Origin of the sequence: Streptomyces sp. NPDC012935 (assembly GCF_042900345.1) — a bacterium.
Taxonomy (GTDB): Bacteria; Actinomycetota; Actinomycetes; order Streptomycetales; family Streptomycetaceae; genus Streptomyces.
The window spans coordinates 1-17,164 of record NZ_JBIBBC010000009.1; the positions used below are offsets into that span (position 1 = coordinate 1).

Sequence of the window (17,164 nt, forward strand, 5' to 3'; positions counted from 1 at the left end):
GGACCGGCGGTCGCCTTAAGCCAGGAGGGGCCGCGTGTTGACGCCGGCCACTGCGGGCGGACACCCCCCGGCACGTCCCCTTGCCGCCGTGGGCGGGTGCGGCCCGGTGGGGGTGCGCCACCGCCATGGCCACTGTGTGACGCCGGTCCCTGCAATCCGGCGGTTGGGGGTGCCGACGCCACTTCTCGGCGCCGGTCCCGGCCTTTCAGCCAGTCCGGCACAGACGGCACTTCTCGGTGCCGGGTCCGGGCATTTCAGCCCGTCCGGCGTTTGAGGACGAGGCCGTTCAGGCCGATGGGGGTCCAGGGGGCGCAGCCCCCTGGCGGGGTCGAAGGGGCGGAGCCCCTTCAAGGATGGGACGGGTAGGGGCGGCGGGGCGAGGGAGTCGAAGGTGCGGCCCCTGAAGTGTCAGACCGCGTCGCCGTCCTGCCGCTGGGCCCCGGTCGACTGAAGGTCCGCGTCCAGGGCCGACAGGTCCGCGTTCAGGGCTGCCATCAGCTCCTCCATCTGCTGCAGCAGTCCGTTCGGCCGGCCGGCGCCGCTGGTGGTCTGCTGTGGCGCGAATTCCTCGGACATGACGGCCTCCTCGGGCCTCCGGCCCCCCAGTGGCAGTGGGCCGACACGGTGACACTCCGGCCGCCAGGGGCCGACGCGAGGGCCGGGCAGTCCGGCTCCGATCGAGCCAACGATCACCGTGAGGGGCGGTCACTGGCCCGGGCGGGGGGCGGCTCCGGCGTTGACGGAATTCACCCGACCGGGGAGGCGGGGGGCAGGGGGACCCGCGCGGTTGACGGGTGCCGCGGCGTGCAGGATGGAGTCATGGATCTTCGCATCTTCACCGAGCCCCAGCAGGGGGCCACCTACGACACCCTCCTCACCGTGGCGAAGGCCACCGAGGACCTCGGCTTCGACGCGTTCTTCCGGTCCGACCACTATCTGAAGATGGGTTCCGGGGACGGCCTGCCCGGGCCTACCGACGCCTGGATCACACTTGCCGGTCTCGCACGTGAGACCAAGCGCATTCGCCTCGGCACCCTGATGACCGCCGGCACCTTCCGGCTGCCCGGCGTGCTCGCCATCCAGGTCGCCCAGGTCGACCAGATGTCCGGCGGCCGTGTCGAACTCGGCCTCGGGGCGGGCTGGTTCGAGGAGGAGCACAAGGCGTACGGCATCCCGTTCCCGAAGGAGAAGTTCGCGCGGCTGGAGGAACAGCTCGCCATCGTCACGGGGCTGTGGGCGACCGAGGCCGGCGCGACCTTCGACTTCCACGGCAGCTTCTACGACCTGACCGAGTCGCCCGCCCTGCCCAAGCCCGCCCAGGACAGGATTCCGGTTCTGATCGGCGGGCACGGAGCCACCCGTACGCCGCGGCTGGCCGGCAAGTACGCCGACGAGTTCAACATGCCGTTCGCCTCGGTCGAGGACAGCGAGCGGCAGTTCGGGCGAGTGCGCGCCGCCGCCGAGGACGCCGGGCGCAAGGGCGACGACCTCGTCTACTCCAACGCCCTTGTGGTCTGCGTCGGCAAGGACGAGCAGGAGGTCGCCCGTCGTGCCGCCGCGATCGGGCGGGAGGTCGACGAGCTCAAGGTCAACGGGCTCGCCGGGTCTCCGCAGGAGGTCGTCGACAAGATCGGCCGGTACCAGGAGATCGGCTCCCGGCGGATCTACCTCCAGGTCCTGGACCTGGACGACCTGGACCACCTGGAGCTCATCTCCTCCCAGGTTCAGTCGCAGCTGTCGTAGAGCCTGTTCTGTCCTGAACTGCCCGAACTGCCTGAGCTGCTCTTAACTGTTTGACCTCTTCGCGGCCCCCGGGAGCGTGGCTTCCGGGGGCCGTTTCGGGTTCGAAACTCACACGCCCGGGAGCGGGCGGCATCGGGTGGGACGAAAACCCCGGGTGGTTGCGGCGTCTGCTCTGTACGTTGTACTGGCGGCGCACATGCGCAGCTCAGACCCTATCCAAAGGCCGACCCACCGTGTTCCTGACCATCACTGCCACCGGCACCCCAGAACGCCCCGCAACCGATCTCGGCTTCCTGTTGCACAAGCATCCCGAGAAAGCGCAGGCGTTCTCCACCTCCTACGGCAAGGCGCACGTCGTCTACCCCGAGGCCGATGCCGAGCGCTGCACGGCGGCGCTGCTGTTGGAGGTCGACGCGGTGGCACTGGTCCGGCGCGGCAAGGGCAAGGGGCGCGGCGGCGCGCCCGACGCGGCTCTCGCGCAGTACGTCAACGACCGGCCGTACGCCGCCTCCTCGCTGCTCGCGGTCGCGCTCAGCGGCGTGTTCTCCAGCGCGATGCGGGGCGTGTGCAACGCCCGACCGGACCTGCCGGCTCAGCCGCGGCCGCTGCGGATCGAAGTGCCCGCGCTTCCGGCCCGGGGCGGACCCGAGCTGGTACGGCGGCTGTTCGAGCCGCTCGGCTGGGCGGTGAGCGCCGAACCCGTGCCGCTGGACGCGCAGTTCCCCGAGTGGGGCGATTCACGGTACGTGCGGCTCGTGCTGGAGTCGGAGGCGCTGACCCTCGCCGAGGCCCTGCGTCACCTGTATGTCCTGCTCCCTGTCCTTGACGACGCCAAGCACTACTGGGTCTCCTCCGAGGAGGTCGACAAGCTGCTGCGAGCCGGTGAGGGCTGGCTGGCGGAGCACCCGGAGCAGAAGCTGATCACCAGCCGGTATCTGTCGCGCCGCTGGTCGCTGACCCGGCAGGCGATGGAGCGGCTGGAGCTGGTGCGGCTCGCGGAGGCAGACGACAGCGAGGTCGAGGACATCGACAACGCCGTCGGGGCGGAGAGCGAGACCGAGGACAAGCCGACGCCGCTCGCCGTGCAGCGCCGGGACGCGATCATGGCCGCGCTCAAGGCGTCCGGCGCCGCGCGCGTGCTCGATCTCGGATGCGGGCAGGGGCAGTTGGTGCAGGCGCTGCTCAAGGACGCGGCGTACACCGAGATCGTCGGCGTGGACGTGTCGATGCGAGCGCTGACCATCGCCGGGCGGCGGCTGAAGCTGGACCGGATGGGGGAGCGGCAGGCCTCGCGCGTGCAGCTCTTCCAGAGCTCCCTCGCCTACACCGACAGCCGCCTCAAGGGCTACGACGCCGCTGTGCTCAGCGAGGTCATCGAGCACCTCGACCTACCGCGGCTGCCTGCCCTGGAGTACGCGGTGTTCGGCTCCGCGCGTCCGCGGACGGTGCTGGTGACGACCCCGAACGTCGAGTACAACGTCCGCTGGGAGTCCCTCCCGGCCGGCCACGTCCGGCACGGTGACCACCGGTTCGAGTGGACGCGCGAGGAGTTCAGGTCGTGGGCGCAGGCGGTGGCCGACCGGCACGGGTACGGCGTGGAGTTCGTACCGGTCGGACCGGACGACCCGGAGGTGGGGCCGCCCACGCAGATGGCCCTGTTTGAAATCAGCACAGCCGGCATGAAGAGCAGTGTGAACGACGAGAAGGAGGCGAAGGCGGCATGAGCGAGAACACCCAGGCGACCAAGGGGCGGGTCCTCCCCGTCACCGACCTCTCCCTCGTCGTGCTCGTCGGCGCCTCGGGCTCCGGCAAGTCCACGTTCGCCCGCCGGCACTTCAAGCCGACGGAGGTCATCTCCTCCGACTTCTGCCGCGGCCTGGTCTCCGACGACGAGAACGACCAGAGCGCGACCAGGGACGCCTTCGACGTCCTGCACTACATCGCGGGCAAGCGCCTGGCCGCCGGACACCGCACGGTCGTCGACGCCACCAGCGTGCAGCAGGACTCCCGGCGGCAGCTGATCGAGCTGGCCAGGCAGTACGACGTGCTGCCGATAGCCATCGTGCTCGACGTCCCGGAGGAGGTGTGCGCCGAGCGCAACGCGGGCCGCACCGACCGGGCCGACATGCCGCGCCGCGTCATCCAGCGGCACACCCGCGAACTGCGGCGATCCCTGCGGCACCTGGAGCGCGAGGGCTTCCGCAAGGTGCATGTCCTGCGCGGGGTGGACGATGTCGAGAGCGCGTCCGTCGTCACCGAGAAGCGCTTCAACGACCTCACCCACCTCACCGGGCCGTTCGACATCGTCGGCGACATCCACGGCTGTGCGTCCGAACTGGAGTCGCTGCTCGGTAAGTTGGGCTACGTCGACGGCGTGCACCCGGACGGCCGTACCGCCGTCTTCGTCGGCGACCTCGTCGACCGCGGCCCGGACAGCCCGGGCGTGCTGCGCCGCGTGATGTCGATGGTGAAGTCGGGGAACGCGCTGTGCGTGCCGGGCAACCACGAGAACAAGTACGGCCGCTACCTCAAGGGCCGCAAGGTCCAGCACACGCACGGACTCGCCGAGACCATCGAGCAGATGGAGGGCGCGAGCGAGGAGTTCCGCGCCGAAGTAAGGGAGTTCATCGACGGGCTCGTCAGCCACTACGTCCTCGACGGCGGCCGGCTCGTGGTCTGCCACGCCGGTCTGCCGGAGAAGTACCACGGCCGCACGTCGGGGCGGGTGCGCTCGCACGCGCTGTACGGCGACACCACCGGGGAGACCGACGAGTTCGGGCTGCCGGTGCGCTACCCGTGGGCCGAGGACTACCGGGGCCGCGCGGCCGTGGTGTACGGCCACACTCCGGTGCCGGAGGCCACCTGGCTGAACAACACCATCTGCCTGGACACCGGTGCGGTCTTCGGCGGCAAGCTGACCGCGCTGCGCTGGCCGGAGCGGGAACTGGTCGACGTACCGGCCGAGCAGGTCTGGTACGAGCCGGCCAAGCCGCTGCGTACGGAGGCACCGGGCGGGCACGACGGACGGCCGCTCGACCTGAACGACGTCCACGGGCGCCGGGTGGTGGAGACCCGGCACGCCGGGCGGGTGTCGGTCCGTGAGGAGAACGCGGCCGCGGCCCTGGAGGTCATGAGCCGCTTCGCCGTCGACCCGCGTCTGCTGCCGTACCTCCCGCCGACCATGGCACCCACGGCGACCAGCCACATCGAGGGCTACCTGGAGCACCCGGCGGAGGCCTTCGCGCAGTACGCGGAGGACGGTGTCGAGCGGGTGGTGTGCGAGGAGAAGCACATGGGCTCGCGGGCCGTGGCGCTGGTGTGCCGGGACGAGGAGGCCGCCCGCAAGAGGTTCGGGGTCGACGGTCCCACCGGGTCGCTCTACACCCGCACGGGGCGCCCGTTCTTCGACGACGAGTCCGTGACGGAGACGATCCTGGAGCGGCTCCGGACGGCGATCGGCGAGGCCGGCCTCTGGGAGGCTCTCGAGACCGACTGGCTGCTGCTCGACGCCGAGTTGATGCCGTGGTCGCTGAAGGCGCACGGTCTGCTGCGGTCGCAGTACGCCGCGGTCGGCGCCGCATCCGGGGCGGTGTTCCCGGGTGCGCTCGCCGCACTGGAGGGCGCGGCGGCGCGCGGCGTGGACGTGTCGGACCTGCTCGCCCGCCAGCGCGGACGGGCGTCGGACGCCGCCGCGTTCACCGAGGCGTACCGCCGCTACTGCTGGACCACGGACGGCCTGGAAGGCGTACGCCTGGCGCCGTTCCAGATCCTGGCGGTCCAGGGCCGCAGCCTGGCCGCGCTCCCGCACAACGAGCAGCTCGCCCTCCTCGACCGGCTGGTGGAGCACGACAGCACCGGCCTGCTGCAGACGACCCGGCGTCTCTATGTCGACACCGGTGACCCGGAGTCGGCGCAGGCCGGCGTCGACTGGTGGCTGGAGATGACGGGCCGCGGCGGCGAGGGCATGGTCGTCAAGCCGCTCGGTGCGGTCGTGCGCAGTACGGAAGGGCGCCTGGTCCAGCCCGGCATCAAGTGCCGGGGCCGTGAGTACCTGCGGATCATCTACGGTCCCGAGTACACGCGGCCGGACAACCTGGCCAGGCTGCGGCAGCGGTTCCTCAACCACAAGCGGTCCCTCGCCATCCGCGAGTACGCGCTGGGCCTCGAGGCTCTGGATCGGCTGGCGGAGGGCGAGCCGCTGTGGCGGGTGCACGAGGCGGTGTTCGGGGTGCTGGCGCTGGAGTCGGAGCCGGTGGACCCCCGGCTGTGAGCCGGGGGAGCGGCTTCAGCCGACCAGCCGCAGCCGCTCCCGGCACACGCCGACCCGGACCGTCTGCCCCCAGGTCAGCTCGACCGCATCCGTCTCCATCCCGTCCCCGAAGGCGACGAGCCGCTCGGACTCGACGGTGAGGTGGAGACGGGCCGCGGCGGCGAGTTCCCCAGCCACCCGGGACGTACCGGTGGCCGGGGACGGCCAGGCCTCGCGGACGTACCACAGCAGGCGTTCCTCTGTCGGGGAGGGCAGCCGCAGCTGCCCTCCCCGCTCCTGCCACACCGACCGGAGCCAGCCGGTCGCCCCCGTCCCGGTGCCGATCAGCACCCCGGACGAGGCCTGGGCCTCGACGACACCCCCGTCGTCCTCCAGGCCCAGGCGGTATCTGGCCGTCTGGTGTCCGACGGCGCCCAGGTAGATCTCGTTCAGCGCCACGAGCCGCTGCGTGTCGTCGGCCACGGCCTCGACCATGGTGAGTTCGTCGAAGGTGCCCCTGCCGGATTGCGCTGCGGTGAGAAGCGGGCCGGTGTCGTCGGGGCGGTGGCGCACCAGGACTCCGGGATTGCGGCCGGGGTCCGAGTCGATGCCCACCACCGGCTGCCCGGCGAGGTACTTGGCCACGTTCGCGACCAGGCCGTCCTGCCCGACCACGACCACCACGTCCTCCGGCGCGAACAGGAACCGGTCCAAGTCGGCTCGCTCGACCCGGCTCTGACGCCAGGTCAGGGGGATCGCCGACGTCACCTCCGCCATGGCCCGGCCCGTCCGGTGGTGGCGTTCGGCGACCTCCGCGATGTCCCGGTTCCGGGAGGCGAGGAAGAAGGCGGCTTGGCCGTGCGTGCCGTGCCGGGCCACCAACTCCTCGTACTCTGTGGTGCGATGGACGAGGACGACCCGGGGAGCGAGGCTCACGCCTGCTCCTGGGTGCCGAGCCTGGCGAGCAGTCCCGTCAGCACGTCCGGCGACACCGTCACACTGTCGATGCGCGGCAGGTTCTCCGCGAGCCGCGTCCCGGTCAGGGCGTGCAGCGTCGCCACGTCCACGTCGCCGTGCACCCGCAGCCAGGCCGCCTGCGCCTGAGCCCGCGCTTCACCGACCTCGCGGGCGCCCTCGGCCTCCGCCCGGGCCAGCCGTACGGACCGAGCCGCCTCGGCGTCGGCCAGCCGTACCGTCCGTGCCGCCTCCGCCTCGGCCCGGACCGCGTCGGCCGCCGCGTGCTCCTCGGCCTCCCGCCGTGCGTTGGTGCCTCGCTGGTCCACCAACTGCTCCTCGCGGCGGGCGAGTTCGATCTGGCTGGCCAGTTCGTTCTCGGCGATCGCGCGTTCCCGCTCGACGGCCACCGCGCGGCGCTCGTACGTCGCCCGGTCCGCCTCCTGCTGGATCTGCTCGCGGGCCGGGGTGCGCAGCGCCCGCTCCACCTCCGGTTCGGGGCGCAGTGCCATGACGCGTACGGCGACCACCTCGATGCCCGTCGACGGGAGCCGAGGCTCGCCGGCCAGGCCCGCCGCGATCCGCTCCCGCACCGCCGACACGCCGTCCACCAGCGCCGCCGACAGCGGCGTCCGGGACAGGACGTCCAGCGCGTGCTGCTGGGCCGTCTCCGTCAGGAGCGTCCCCAACTGCTCCAGCGGCGTGCCCCGCCATGCGCCCGTGTCCGGGTCGATGGAGAAGTCCAGGCGCGAGGCGGCCACCGCCGGGTCGCTGATCCGGTAGGTGACCGTCGCCTGCACGGCCACGTCCTGGAAGTCGGACGTACGGGCATGGAAGGTCATCGCCAACTCCCGGTCGTCGACCGGCACTTCGGAGAGCGCGGCGGTCAGCGCCCGGAACCAGAAGCTGAGCCCGGGGCCGTCGTGCAGCAGCTTGCCGCTGCGGTGATGGCGGATGTGCGCCGTGGGCGCGCCGCGCAGATGGCGCCAGCCGAGGCGCCGGGTGATGTCGGCCATGGGACCCCCTCGCTTTTCGTCATGCAGACGATAACGGTGGGACTTGCTTGTCGTCAAGAGGACGAAAACAGAAACGGGCAAGCAGGGGGTGAACCCGGTCGGCGATGGTCAGGATGGAGGCATGGGATTCCATGTCGACTCCGAGGCCGGGCGGCTGCGCCGCGTCATCCTGCACCGGCCCGATCTCGAGCTCAAGAGGCTCACCCCCAGCAACAAGGACGCCCTGCTCTTCGACGACGTGCTCTGGGTGCGCCGGGCGCGCGCCGAGCACGACGGGTTCGCCGACGTCCTGCGCGACCGTGGGGTCACCGTCCACCTGTTCGGCGACCTGCTCACCGAGGCCCTGGAGATCCCGGCGGCCCGGAAGCTCGTCCTGGACAGGGTCTTCGACGAGAAGGAGTACGGGGTGCTGGCCACCGACCACCTCCGCGCGGCCTTCGAAAGCCTGCCCTCGCCCGAACTCGCCGAGGCGCTCGTCGGCGGCATGACCAAGCGGGAGTTCCTGGAGGCGCACCCCGAGCCGATCTCCGTGCGCTTCCATGTCATGGAGCTGGACGACTTCCTCCTCGCGCCTCTGCCCAATCACCTCTTCACCCGGGACACCTCCGCCTGGATCTATGACGGCGTCTCCGTCAACGCCATGCGCTGGCCCGCCCGGCAGCGCGAGACGGTCCACTTCGAGGCGATCTACCGGCATCACCCGCTGTTCCGAGACGAAACGTTCAACGTCTGGTCCGAGGGGCAGGCCGACTATCCCTCCACCATCGAGGGCGGGGACGTCCTGGTCATCGGCAGCGGGGCAGTGCTCATCGGGATGAGCGAGCGGACCACGCCCCAGGCGGTCGAGATGCTCGCCCACAAGCTGTTCGCCGCCGGGTCGGCGCAGACGATCGTGGCCCTCGACATGCCCAAGCGGCGCGCCCTCATGCATCTCGACACCGTCATGACCATGGTCGACGGTGACGTCTTCACCCAGTACGCAGGGCTCGGCATGCTCCGCTCGTACACCATCGAACCGGGCGCCGGCGACAAGGAGCTCAAGGTCACCGACCACCCGCCGGAGCACATGCACCGGGCGATCGCCGCCGCGCTCGGCCTCAGTGAGATCCGCGTCCTGACCGCGACCCAGGACGTCCACGCGGCCGAGCGTGAGCAGTGGGACGACGGCTGCAATGTGCTGGCCGTCGAGCCCGGTGTGGTCGTCGCCTATGAGCGGAACTCCACCACCAACACGCATCTGCGCAAGCAGGGCATCGAAGTGATCGAGATTCCGGGGAGCGAACTGGGGCGGGGGAGAGGCGGGCCGCGCTGCATGAGCTGCCCTGTCGAGCGCGAGGCCGTATAGGCCGACGGCTGCACATGGGGCCGAGAGCTGCTCGGCAGGGCCGGAGACTGGTCTGTATATAAATGCCGATGGTCGTATAGACTTCCAAGGTCCCTGTTCACGTACCTCTGGAGCGCCCCCATGGCGACTGTCCCGACCGCCCTCGCCGGGCGCCACTTCCTCAAGGAGCTCGACTTCACCGGGCAGGAGTTCCTCGGGCTGGTCGAGCTGGCCGCCGAGCTGAAGACCGCCAAGAAGGCCGGGGCCGAGACGCAGTACCTGCGGGGCCGCAACATCGCGCTGATCTTCGAGAAGACCTCGACGCGCACGCGCTGCGCGTTCGAGGTCGCGGCCGCCGACCAGGGTGCCTCGACGACGTACCTCGACCCGTCGGGCTCGCAGATCGGCCACAAGGAGTCCGTGAAGGACACCGCGCGGGTGCTGGGGCGGATGTATGACGGGATCGAGTACCGCGGGGACAGTCAGGCGAACGTGGAGGAGCTGGCGGCGTACGCGGGAGTGCCCGTCTTCAACGGTCTGACCGACGACTGGCACCCGACGCAGATGCTGGCCGACGTGCTGACGATGACGGAGCACAGCGCCAAGCCCCCGAAGGAGATCGCCTTCGCGTACCTGGGCGACGCCCGCTTCAACATGGGCAACTCGTACCTGATCACCGGAGCGCTGCTCGGCATGGACGTGCGGATCGTCGCCCCCCAGGCGTACTGGCCCGCCCAGGCGGTCATCGGGCAGGCCCTCAAGCTCTCCGAGACCAGCGGGGCCCGCATCACGATCACGGAGAAGGTCGACGAGGGGGTCCTCGGGGCGGACTTCGTCGCCACGGACGTCTGGGTTTCCATGGGGGAGCCCAAGAAGGTGTGGGACGAGCGGATCGCTGCGCTTGCTCCGTATGCCGTGACCATGGATGTCCTACGGGCCACCGGCAACGCGGACGTGAAGTTCCTCCACTGTCTGCCGGCTTTCCACGACCTGGGTACGAAGGTCGGCCGCGAGATCTTCGAGCGGCACGGCCTGGAGTCGCTGGAGGTCACGGACGAGGTCTTCGAGTCGGTGCACTCCGTCGTTTTCGACGAGGCGGAGAATCGGATGCACACGATCAAGGCCGTTCTGGTGGCGACCCTGGCCTGAGACGGTTACAGCGGGCGGCGCTGAGCCGGCACGACCGGCAGTCTGAACCAGACCGCCTTGCCGGAGCCCGTCGGGCGGTGGCCGCAGGACGAGCTGAGGGTGCGGATCAGCAGGAGGCCCCGGCCGTGCTCCTGCCAGGGGTCGGGCTCGCCGTTGGTGGGACGGGTCAGATCGCCGGGCGGGGCCGGGTCCGGGTCGTGGACCTCGACCTGGCAGCCGGACGGCAGCAGCTCCACGACCAGCTCTATGGGGCCGTCGCCCGCGGTGTGCTCCACGGCGTTCGCGACCAGCTCCGCCGTGAGCAGCTCCGCGGTGTCGCTGTCGGCGGCGTGCTGCAGCTCGGCCAGCGCCGTACGGACCAGGGCACGCGCGACGGGCACGGCTGCGACCGTGTGCGGCAGCGCGATGCGCCAGGAGGCGGAGGCTGAGGGGCGATCTTGCAAGGCGGGTCCGTTCATGAGCAGGCTGTCCTGCTTTCAACCTTATGAATGGTACGGCGCCACCCGGTGAAGGGCCTCCGGAGGGCACCGTTCGGAACCTTCGGCCCCGACTGCTGGGCGACTTACCCAGGTGAACGGCCGACCTCGCGCGGCTGATCCCGTCGTTACGGGGGTGTCGACGATCCGTGACGGATGTGACCGGGCAAGGTCACACCCGGTTGGCTTATTGCGTGCTCGTGACGACAGTCAAAGTTGAGTGATAGCTTCGAAGGGCAGAGCTCGCAGGACAGAGCTCGCAGGACAGAGCTCAGCGAGGCAGTGCCCGCCGTCCGCCCGAGGAGGCCGCACGTCATGAGTCCCTTCACCGGCTCCGCCGCCCGCACCCCGGACTGGAAACATCTGCGCGTCGAGCATGCCGACGGGGTCGCCACCGTCACCCTCGCCCGTCCCGAGAAGCTCAACGCGCTGACCTTCGGTGCCTACGCCGACCTGCGCGATCTGCTCGCCGAGCTGGCCCGGGAGAGGGCGGTGCGGGCCCTGGTGCTGGCCGGCGAGGGCCGCGGCTTCTGCTCCGGCGGCGACGTCGACGAGATCATCGGCGCGACCCTGGCCATGGACACCGCCCAGCTCCTCGACTTCAACCGGATGACCGGGCAGGTCGTGCGGGCGGTACGGGAGTGCCCGTTCCCGGTGATCGCGGCGGTGCACGGGGTGGCGGCCGGGGCCGGGGCGGTACTGGCGCTCGCGGCCGACTTCCGGGTCGCCGACCCCACCGCCCGCTTCGCCTTCCTCTTCACCCGGGTCGGCCTGTCCGGCGGCGACATGGGCGCCGCGTATCTGCTGCCCCGGATCGTCGGTCTGGGTCATGCGACCCGGCTGCTGATGCTGGGTGAGCCGGTCCGGGCACCGGAGGCCGAGCGCATCGGTCTGATCAGCGAGCTCGCGGAGGAGGGGAGCGTGGATGAGGCCGCGCAGACGCTCGCCCGCCGCCTGGCCGAGGGCCCGGCCCTGGCGTACGCCCAGACGAAGGCCCTCCTGACAGCCGAGCTGGACATGCCACTGGCGGCATCGGTGGAACTGGACGCCTCGACGCAGGCCCTCCTGATGAACGGCGAGGACTACGCGGAGTTCCACGCGGCCTTCACGGAGAAGCGCCCGCCCAAATGGCAGGGGAGGTAGGGATGCTCTCGACCCAGGGGACCGTCCCAACCCCAGGGGCGCGGGGTTGTACTGAATCTGCGGCTACCGCCGCGCGGGCGCGACCAGCCCCCGCCAACCCGCAGCCGCCCGCGGTGGCCAGCCACCCCCAACGAGTCGCCATCATCGGCGGCGGCCCCGCCGGCCTCTACGCCGCCGCCCTCCTCAAACGCCTCGACCCCACCCGCGAACTCACCGTCTGGGAACGCAACGCCCCCGACGACACCTTCGGCTTCGGAGTGGTCCTCTCCGACGAAACCCTCGGCGGCATCGAACACGCCGACCCGCAGGTCTACCAGGCCCTCCGCGACGAATTCATCCGCTGGGACGACATCGACATCGTCCACCGCAGCACCCGCCAGACCTCCGGAGGACACGGCTTCGCGGCACTGGGCAGAAAACGCCTCCTGGAGATCCTCCACGACCGCTGCCGCACCCTCGGCGTGGAGCTCCGCTTCCGCTCGGACGCCCCGTACCCGGCCTGGCTGGCAGAGACGTACGACCTCGTCATCGCCGCAGACGGTGTGAACAGCACCACCCGCGAGGCCTACGCCCATGTGTTCCGCCCCCATGTGGCCACCCACCACTGCCGTTACATCTGGCTGGCCGCCGACTTCGCCTTCGACGCCTTCCGGTTCGAGATCGCCGAGACCGAGCACGGCGTGATGCAGCTGCACGGCTATCCCTATGCGCCCGACGCCTCCACCGTCATCGTCGAGATGCACGAGGACGTGTGGCGAGCCGCCGGATTCGACGAGCTCGACGAGCAGGAGTCGATCGCCCGCTGCGCCAAGATCTTCGCGGACGCACTGGGCGGGCGGCCCCTCAAGTCCAACAAGTCGGCATGGACCACCTTCCGCACCGTCGTCAACGAGCGCTGGTCGCACGACAACGTCGTCCTGCTCGGCGACGCCGCCCACACCGCCCACTTCTCCATCGGCTCCGGCACCAAGCTGGCCGTCGAGGACGCCCTCGCGCTCGCCGCCTGCCTGGAGGAACAGCCCGACGTCGCCGGCGCGTTGAGGGCCTACGAGGAGGAGCGCAAGCCCGTCGTGGCTTCCACGCAGCGCGCCGCCCGGGCCAGCCTGGAATGGTTCGAGAACCTCGCCCTCCACCTCGATCAGCCGCCCCGCCAGTTCGCCTTCAACCTCCTCACCCGCAGCCGCCGCGTCACGCATGACAACCTCCGCCTGCGGGACGCCGGTTTCACCGAGGCCGTGGAGCGCGACTTCGGCTGCCCGGCCGGCACGCCCCCGATGTTCACGCCGTTCCGGTTGCGCGGCCTGACCCTGCGCAACCGGGTCGTCGTGTCCCCGATGGACATGTACTCGGCCACCGACGGCGTCCCCGGCGACTTCCACCTCGTCCACCTCGGCGCGCGTGCCCTCGGCGGCGCCGGGCTGGTGATGACCGAGATGGTGTGCGTCAGCCCGGAGGGCCGTATCACCCCCGGCTGCACCGGCCTCTACACCGGCAAGCAGGGCGAGGCCTGGCGGCGGATCGTCCGGTTCGTGCACTCGCAGGCACCCGGCACCGCGATCGGTGTGCAGCTCGGCCACAGTGGGCGCAAGGGCTCGACCAGGCTCATGTGGGAGGGCATCGACCAGCCGTTGGAGGACGGCAACTGGCCGCTGGTGGCCCCGTCCCCGCTCCCCTACAAGCCGTACAGCCAGACACCGCGTGAGCTGACGCGGTCCCAACTCACCGACATCCGGGAGCAGTTCACCGCCGCCGCCTGGCGCGCCGCCCGCGCCGGATTCGACCTCCTCGAACTCCACTGCGCACACGGCTACCTGCTCTCCGGCTTCCTCTCCCCGCTGACCAACCAACGCACCGACGCCTACGGCGGCTCCCTGGAGAAACGGCTCCGCTTCCCGCTCGAGGTCTTCGACGCCGTACGGGCCGTCTGGCCGGAGGAACGGCCGATGACCGTCCGTATCTCCGCCACGGACTGGGCCGAGGGCGGGACGACGGCCGAGGACGCAGTGGAGATCGCCCGCGCCTTCGCCGCGCACGGCGCCGACGCGATCGACGTGTCGACCGGACAGGTCGTGGCCGACGAGCAGCCGGAGTACGGGAGGTCGTACCAGACGCCGTACGCGGACCGGATCCGCCACGCCACCCGCCTGCCGGTGATCGCGGTCGGTGCGATCTCCTCCTGGGACGACGTCAACTCCCTGATTCTTGCGGGCCGTACGGACCTGTGCGCCCTCGCCCGTCCCCACCTCTACGACCCCCACTGGACACTGCACGCGGCGGCCGAGCAGGGCTACGACGGCCCGGGTGTCGTCTGGCCGGCGCCGTACCGGGCGGGTAGCCGGCGTCCGCAGACGGGGCGCACCGACGCACCCAGACCCCGGCTCAGTCTGGGGAGCTGATCTCGGCCATGCCGGCGGTCAGCGTCGCGCCGTCCGCCGGGTCGATCAGGATGAACGCGCCGGTGCGCCGGGAGACCGCGTAGTCGTCGAGGGCGAGTGGCTCGCCGGTGCGCAGGGTGACCCGTCCCAGGTCGTTGGCCCTGAACTCGGCAGCCCCGCCGAGGTCCTTGACCACGGCCTTCACGGTTCGGGTGGTGTGCCGCACCAGCACCCGGTCGCCGACCCTCAGCGGGCGGTCGGCCAGATGGCACACCCTCGCCCGGACGTCCCGTGTGAGCGCCGGGACATCGACGCCCGTGGTGATCAGGTCGCCGCGCGAGATGTCCCGCTGGTCGGCGAGGCGCACGCTGATCGACTGCGGCGCGTACGCCACGTCGACGTCCCGGCCGAGTACGTCGATGCCGGTGATCTCGGATGTCGCGCCGGACGGGTGCACGGTCAGCCGGTCGCCGACCCGCAGCGATCCGGACGCCAACTGGCCCGCGTAGTGACGGGCTTCACCGTGCCGGATCACGTACTGCACGGGGAAGCGGGCCGGGGCGTCGGCGGGGTCGGTGCCGACCGGGACGTTCTCCAGGAACTCCAGCAGCGCCGGGCCGCCGTACCAGTCCAGGTGGGCCGAGCGCGCCACGACGTTGTCCCCGACGAGCGCCGAGACCGGGATCGGGGTGAAGCCGGGCAGTCCCAACTCGGCCGCGTGAGCGGCGAAGTCCTCGACGATCGCGTCGAACTGTGGCTTCCCGTACCCGACCAGGTCCATCTTGTTGACGGCGAGGACCACATGGGGAACCCGCAGCAGGGCGGCCACGGCGGCGTGCCGGCGGGTCTGCTCGACGACGCCGTTGCGGGCGTCGACGAGGATGATCGTCAGCTCGGCGGTGGAGGCGCCGGTGACCATGTTGCGGGTGTACTGCACATGGCCGGGCGTGTCGGCGAGGATGAAGCGGCGCCGGGGTGTGGCGAAGTAGCGGTAGGCCACGTCGATGGTGATGCCCTGCTCGCGCTCGGCGCGCAGGCCGTCGGTGAGCAGTGCGAGATCGGGGGTGTCCTGCCCGCGGTTGCGGGAGGCGTGCTCCACGGCCTCGAGCTGGTCGGTGAGGACTGATTTCGAGTCGTGCAGCAGACGTCCGACGAGGGTCGACTTGCCGTCGTCGACGGACCCTGCCGTGGCGAACCGAAGTGTGTTCACGGTCATGCTCAGAAGTACCCCTCGCGCTTACGGTCTTCCATCGCGGCCTCGGACAGCTTGTCGTCGGCGCGGGTCGCGCCACGCTCGGTCAGCCGGGAGGCGGTGATCTCGGCGATCACCTTCTCGATGCTGTCGGCGTCGGAGTCCACTGCTCCGGTGCAGGACATGTCGCCGACCGTGCGATAGCGGACCTGACGCTTCTCGGCGACCTCGTGCTCGCGAGGACCACCCCACTCACCCGCCGTCAACCACATGCCGCCCCGCTGGAACACCTCGCGCTGATGGGCGTAGTAGATCTCCGGCAGCTCGATCTCCTCGCGGGCGATGTACTGCCACACGTCCAGCTCGGTCCAGTTGGACAGCGGGAAGACGCGGACGTGTTCGCCGGGCACGTGGCGGCCGTTGTAGAGGTTCCACAGCTCGGGCCGCTGGCGGCGCGGGTCCCACTGCGAGAACTCGTCCCGCAGGCTGAACACCCGCTCCTTGGCCCGTGCCTTCTCCTCGTCCCGGCGCCCGCCGCCGAAGACCGCGTCGAACCGCTCGCTCTGGATCTTCTCCGTCAGCGGCACCGTCTGCAGCGGATTCCGCGTCCCGTCGGGACGCTCACGCAGCACACCCCGGTCTATGTAGTCCTGTACGGAGGCCACATGGAGCCGCAGCCCATGTGCGGCCACCACACGGTCCCGATGGTCGATGACCTCGGGGAAGTTGTGCCCGGTGTCGACGTGCAGCAGCGTGAAGGGCACGGGCGCCGGCGCGAACGCCTTCAGCGCCAGGTGCAGCATGACGATGGAGTCCTTGCCGCCGGAGAACAGGATCACCGGCCGTTCGAACTCACCCGCCACCTCACGGAAGATGTGGACGGCCTCGGACTCCAGCGCGTCCAGGTGGGAGAGACCGAACCCGTTCACACCAGCCCCCGCTCCGCCAGCACGGCGTAGACGGCGGCCGCCGATTCCTGGGGTGTCTGGAGCTGTGTGGGAAGGACGAGGCAGGGGTCCTCGGGCGGCTCGTACGGGTCGTCGACGCCCGTCAGCCCGGACAGCTGTCCTGCGGCCTGCCGGGCGTACAGCCCCTTCACGTCCCGCTCGCTGCACACCTCCACCGGGGTGGCGACATGCACCTCGAGGTACGGCGTCCGGCTCGCCTCGTGCCGCCTGCGCACCGCCTCGCGGCTGTCGGCGTACGGGGCGATGACCGGGACGACGGACAGCACGCCGTTGCGCGCGAGCACCTCCGAGACCAGCCCGATGCGCTGCACGTTGGTGTTCCGGTCCGCACGCGAGAAGCCGAGGCCGGCGGAGAGGAAGCGGCGGATCTCGTCGCCGTCGAGGACCTCCACGCGATGTCCCTCGGCCTTCAGACGGGCACCGAGCAGGCGGGCGATGGTCGTCTTGCCCGCGCTCGGCAGCCCGGTGAGCCAGATGGTGGCCCCCTGAGCCCTTGGGCCTGCCTTCCGGGCCGTGGTGGTCATGCGCACCAGTCCTCATCTCTCACTCCGCGTCCTACCTCGCGACGACTCCAT

At 70.8% G+C, this 17,164-nt stretch carries 14 protein-coding genes; 7 read left to right on the forward strand and 7 right to left on the reverse strand.

What is annotated here, in order from left to right:
* Nucleotides 1-408 precede the first annotated feature (408 nt).
* Nucleotides 409-576: a hypothetical protein gene (locus ACFY5C_RS22180; protein ID WP_389446706.1), complete on the reverse strand. Its 168-nt coding sequence runs from the start codon at nt 574-576 to the stop codon at nt 409-411.
* Between the two features lie 243 nt (nt 577-819).
* Between ACFY5C_RS22180 and ACFY5C_RS22185 the strand changes: the two genes are divergently transcribed.
* From ACFY5C_RS22185 to ACFY5C_RS22195, 3 genes are all read left to right on the forward strand, one after another.
* On the forward strand, nt 820-1,743 hold the full coding sequence (locus ACFY5C_RS22185; RefSeq protein ID WP_389446708.1) for an LLM class F420-dependent oxidoreductase: 924 nt from the start codon (nt 820-822) through the stop codon (nt 1,741-1,743).
* A gap of 233 nt (nt 1,744-1,976) precedes the next feature.
* Nucleotides 1,977-3,467: a 3' terminal RNA ribose 2'-O-methyltransferase Hen1 gene (locus ACFY5C_RS22190; RefSeq protein ID WP_389446710.1), complete on the forward strand. Its 1,491-nt coding sequence runs from the start codon at nt 1,977-1,979 to the stop codon at nt 3,465-3,467.
* On the forward strand, nt 3,464-6,013 hold the full coding sequence (locus ACFY5C_RS22195) for a polynucleotide kinase-phosphatase (RefSeq protein ID WP_389446711.1): 2,550 nt from the start codon (nt 3,464-3,466) through the stop codon (nt 6,011-6,013). Before ACFY5C_RS22190 ends, ACFY5C_RS22195 begins: the two co-directional genes overlap by 4 nt.
* Before the next feature lie 15 nt (nt 6,014-6,028).
* Here the strand turns inward: ACFY5C_RS22195 and ACFY5C_RS22200 are convergent, their stop codons facing one another.
* Both ACFY5C_RS22200 and ACFY5C_RS22205 read right to left on the reverse strand, forming a co-directional pair.
* Nucleotides 6,029-6,928 carry a hypothetical protein gene (locus ACFY5C_RS22200; protein ID WP_389446713.1) on the reverse strand — a complete coding sequence of 300 codons (900 nt, stop codon included), beginning with the start codon at nt 6,926-6,928 and terminating at the stop codon, nt 6,029-6,031.
* Entirely contained in the window at nt 6,925-7,962 is a 1,038-nt protein-coding gene (locus ACFY5C_RS22205) for an SPFH domain-containing protein (protein WP_389446714.1), read from the reverse strand. The genes ACFY5C_RS22200 and ACFY5C_RS22205 overlap by 4 nt, the downstream gene beginning before the upstream one ends.
* Nucleotides 7,963-8,083: 121 nt before the next feature.
* Here ACFY5C_RS22205 and ACFY5C_RS22210 point away from each other — a divergent pair, with 121 nt between their 5' ends.
* Nucleotides 8,084-9,307, forward strand: a complete 1,224-nt coding sequence (locus ACFY5C_RS22210; protein ID WP_389446716.1) for an arginine deiminase — start codon at nt 8,084-8,086, stop codon at nt 9,305-9,307.
* 120 nt (nt 9,308-9,427) lie between these two features.
* A complete protein-coding gene (gene argF, locus ACFY5C_RS22215; RefSeq protein WP_389446717.1) occupies nt 9,428-10,435 on the forward strand; it encodes an ornithine carbamoyltransferase in 1,008 nt (335 codons plus the stop codon).
* A 5-nt stretch (nt 10,436-10,440) separates the two neighbouring features.
* Here the strand turns inward: argF and ACFY5C_RS22220 are convergent, their stop codons facing one another.
* Entirely contained in the window at nt 10,441-10,893 is a 453-nt protein-coding gene (locus tag ACFY5C_RS22220; RefSeq protein ID WP_389446719.1) for an ATP-binding protein, read from the reverse strand.
* Between the two features lie 333 nt (nt 10,894-11,226).
* On the opposite strand from ACFY5C_RS22220, the gene ACFY5C_RS22225 reads away from it, so the two are divergent.
* Nucleotides 11,227-12,054, forward strand: coding sequence for an enoyl-CoA hydratase family protein (locus tag ACFY5C_RS22225; RefSeq protein WP_389446720.1), 828 nt, complete (start codon nt 11,227-11,229; stop codon nt 12,052-12,054).
* Nucleotides 12,055-12,056: 2 nt separating this feature from the next.
* The gene (locus tag ACFY5C_RS22230) at nt 12,057-14,450 is read left to right on the forward strand and encodes a bifunctional salicylyl-CoA 5-hydroxylase/oxidoreductase (RefSeq protein ID WP_389446722.1); all 2,394 of its coding nucleotides are present in this window, start codon (nt 12,057-12,059) and stop codon (nt 14,448-14,450) included.
* On the opposite strand, the gene ACFY5C_RS22235 is transcribed toward ACFY5C_RS22230, so the two are convergent.
* From ACFY5C_RS22235 to cysC, 3 genes are read right to left on the reverse strand one after another with little or no spacing between them, the layout of a single operon-like run.
* Nucleotides 14,434-15,645, reverse strand: coding sequence for a sulfate adenylyltransferase subunit 1 (locus ACFY5C_RS22235; RefSeq protein ID WP_389446724.1), 1,212 nt, complete (start codon nt 15,643-15,645; stop codon nt 14,434-14,436). The two genes, ACFY5C_RS22230 and ACFY5C_RS22235, sit on opposite strands and share 17 nt — an antisense overlap.
* A 2-nt stretch (nt 15,646-15,647) precedes the next feature.
* Nucleotides 15,648-16,550, reverse strand: coding sequence for a sulfate adenylyltransferase subunit CysD (gene cysD, locus ACFY5C_RS22240; RefSeq protein ID WP_389446725.1), 903 nt, complete (start codon nt 16,548-16,550; stop codon nt 15,648-15,650).
* A complete protein-coding gene (gene cysC, locus ACFY5C_RS22245) occupies nt 16,547-17,113 on the reverse strand; it encodes an adenylyl-sulfate kinase (protein ID WP_389446727.1) in 567 nt (188 codons plus the stop codon). Before cysC ends, cysD begins: the two co-directional genes overlap by 4 nt.
* Between the last annotated feature and the right edge of the window lie 51 nt (nt 17,114-17,164).